Origin of the sequence: Nocardioides sp. (assembly GCF_036401255.1) — a bacterium.
In the GTDB taxonomy this organism is placed as follows: domain Bacteria; phylum Actinomycetota; class Actinomycetes; order Propionibacteriales; family Nocardioidaceae; genus Nocardioides.
In genome coordinates this window covers 1-2990 of sequence record NZ_DASWVI010000299.1, presented here as the reverse complement: position 1 = coordinate 2990, position 2990 = coordinate 1, and the positions used below count along the sequence as shown (strand labels likewise).

2 protein-coding genes and 1 pseudogene are annotated in these 2990 nt (G+C 75.7%); 1 reads left to right on the top strand and 2 read right to left on the bottom strand.

Going from position 1 to position 2990, the window contains the following annotated elements:
- Positions 1–200 (bottom strand): annotated as a pseudogene (locus VGD85_RS14135) (hypothetical protein); the annotation flags it as partial.
- Between the two features lie 50 nt (positions 201–250).
- Positions 251–526: an FmdB family zinc ribbon protein gene (locus VGD85_RS14130; protein ID WP_331064080.1), complete on the bottom strand. Its 276-nt coding sequence runs from the start codon at positions 524–526 to the stop codon at positions 251–253.
- Between the two features lie 103 nt (positions 527–629).
- Between VGD85_RS14130 and VGD85_RS14125 the strand changes: the two genes are divergently transcribed.
- Positions 630–2990 (top strand): penicillin acylase family protein (locus tag VGD85_RS14125; RefSeq protein WP_331064079.1); only part of this gene is annotated, 2361 nt, incomplete at its 3' end.

Genomic DNA, 2990 nt, shown 5'->3' with positions numbered 1-2990 from the left:
TCGCCCGGGGCGAGCACGGTGCCCGCCGGGAGGTCGCGAGCGGCGACGGCGACCTCGACGGTGGCCGGCGGGGGCTCGGCGGCGGCGTGCAGTCCGGCGGCGACCGCTCCCGCGGTCAGCAGCGCCGCGAGCGGACGGCGGCGCGCGAGCACGGCTCGGCGTACGGCGCGGAGGAACGGGGCGAGACGGTCACGGCGCATCCCGTGACGGTAGGAGAGACCCGGCGCGCCCGCGCCGGCTCTCCACAGGGTCAGTCGGAGGCGGTGCTCGCGGCGACGGCCGGCTTGGCCGCGGTCGTGGTCGACGAGGTGGTGCTCGTGGCGGCCGCCGTGTCCGAGGAGGAGCTCGCGGACCGGCTGTCGGTGCGGTAGAAGCCCGAGCCCTTGAACACGACGCCGACGGCGTTGAAGAGCTTGCGGAGCCGGCCCTCGCACGCCGGGCACTCGGTGAGCGCGTCGTCGTGGAAGCTCTGGAACTCCTCGAAGGCGTGGCCGCACTCGGTGCAGGCGTACTGGTAGGTCGGCACGTTTCTCCTCCGGTCTCGGGGCCGCTCGCGGGCCGCTGTTGTCGCTCAACTGGCACTCGACCCTGACGAGTGCCAATGATACGACACGGCACAATGTCCGACCATGCCTGCGACGAACCCGGACGGCCCGCCCGACCGTGGGCCGGGCGACCTGCCGCACCGCCCGCGCGTCGGGTGGTGGCGCCGGTTCCGGGCCTGGCCGCGGTTCGCGCGGATCACGGCGTACGCCGGCGTCGCGGTCGTCCTCGTGCTCCTCGCCGGGCTGCTGACCGTGGTGCACCTGGTCCGGGCGCCCTTCCCGCAGACCACGGGCAGGGCCGACCTGCCGGGGCTCGAGGGCCGGGTCGAGGTGGTCCGCGACGCCCACGGCATCCCACAGCTGTACGGCGACTCCATGAGCGACCTCATGCGCGCGCAGGGCTACGTGCAGGCCCAGGAGCGCTTCTTCCAGATGGACGTGCGTCGACACGCGGCGTCCGGCCGGCTCGCCGAGCTGTTCGGCGCCTCGGCGGTCGAGAGCGACGAGTACGCCCGCACGCTGGGCTGGCGCCGCGTCGCCGAGCAGGAGCTGGCGCTGGTGCGCCCCGAGACGCGCTCGGCGCTGGAGGCCTACGCCGACGGGGTGAACGCCTACCTCGACAGCCACGCGCCGCGCCAGATCGCCGCCGAGTACACGGTCCTCAACGCCCACGGCCTGGGCTACCGGCCCGAGGAGTGGACGCCCGTGGACTCGCTCGCCTGGCTCAAGGCGATGGCGTGGGACCTGCGCGGCAACACGACCGACGAGATCGACCGGGTGCTCGCCCTCGCCGGCCACACCCCGGCCGAGGTGGCCGACCTGTACCCGCCGGCCCCGTCCGGGCACGCACCGATCGTGGGCCAGGGCGCCGTCGTCGACGGGGTCTTCGAGCAGGACGCCACGATGCCGGGCACACGCAACCCCCGGCGCCCGGCGTACCTCGCCCGCTCGGCCCCCGCGGTGCGCGCGGAGCTCGTGAGGGTGCGCGCGGCGCTGCGGCGGATGCCGGCCCAGGTCGGCCGCGGCGACGCGCTCGGCAGCAACGCCTGGGTCGTCTCGGGTGACCACACGACCACGGGCGCCCCGGTGCTCGCCGCCGACCCCCATCTCGGGGTGTCGGTGCCGGGTCCCTGGCTGCAGATGGGCCTGCACTGCCGCACGGTGAGCGCGGACTGCCCCCTCGACGTCGCCGGCTTCACCTTCGCCGGCCTGCCGGGTGTCATCGTCGGCCACAACGCGGACATCGCCTGGGGCTTCGCGAACCTCGGCGCCGACGTCAGCGACCTCTACCTCGAGCGGGTCCGGGGCGACCGGTGGCGCTACGACGGAGGCTGGCGTCCGCTGCGCACCCGCACCGAGACCATCCGGGTCGACGGCGGCGACGACGTCACGATCACCGTCCGCTCCACCGACCACGGCCCGCTCGTCTCCGACGTCGACGGCCGGGCCGCCGAGGCCGGGGTGGACCCGCCCGGCGTGCGGTCGGGGGAGTACGCCGTGGCGCTCGAGTGGACCGGGCTGCGGCCCTCGACCACGGCCGACTCGATCCTCGCGCTCGACACGGCGACCGACTGGGCGTCGTTCCGGGCCGCGGCGGCGTCGTTCGAGGTGCCCGCCCAGAGCCTCGTCTACGCCGACCGGGCCGGCCACATCGGCTACCAGGCCGCCGGCCGGATCCCCATCCGCCGGTCCGGCAACGACGGCCTGCTGCCGAGCGCCGGCTGGCGCCCCGAGAACGACTGGACCGGTGACTGGGTCCCCGCCGACGGGCTGCCGCGGCTGCTCGACCCGGAGCAGGGCGTCCTCGTCGCCGCCAACCAGCAGGTCGTCGGCGGCGACTACCCCTACGCGCTCGGCGGTGACGCGGACCTCGGCTACCGAGCCGAGCGGATCCGCGACCTGCTCCAGCAGCAGGCCGACGACGGCGGGGTGTCGGTCGAGGGCACCGCGGGCGTCCAGCTCGACGACGTCGCGCCGGCGGCCGCGGAGCTGCTGCCCTACCTCCTCGACGTGGACCTGCCCCGCGGCTACTACTCCGCCGGTCAGCGCCTGCTGCGGCACTGGGACCTGCACCAGGACCCCGACAGCCCGGCGGCGGCGTACTTCGACGTCGCCTGGAGCGAGCTGCTGGCCGCGCTCTTCCACGACGACCTGCCCGAGGAGATCTGGCCCGACGGCGGCGACCGGTGGGTGGCGGTGGTCGGCGACCTGCTCACCCGGCCCCACGACCCCTGGTGGGACGACAAGCGCACCGACGAGGTCGAGGAGACCCGCGACGACATCCTCGAGCGCGCGCTGCGAGACGCCCGCGACGAGCTCACCCGCCGCCAGGCGCTCGACGCCGACGCGTGGACCTGGGGCCGGCTGCACCGCCTCGACCTGCGCGGCCCGAGCCCGGCCGACCCCTGGCCGTTGGGGGCGCTCGCCGACCGCGGCGGCTGGCGG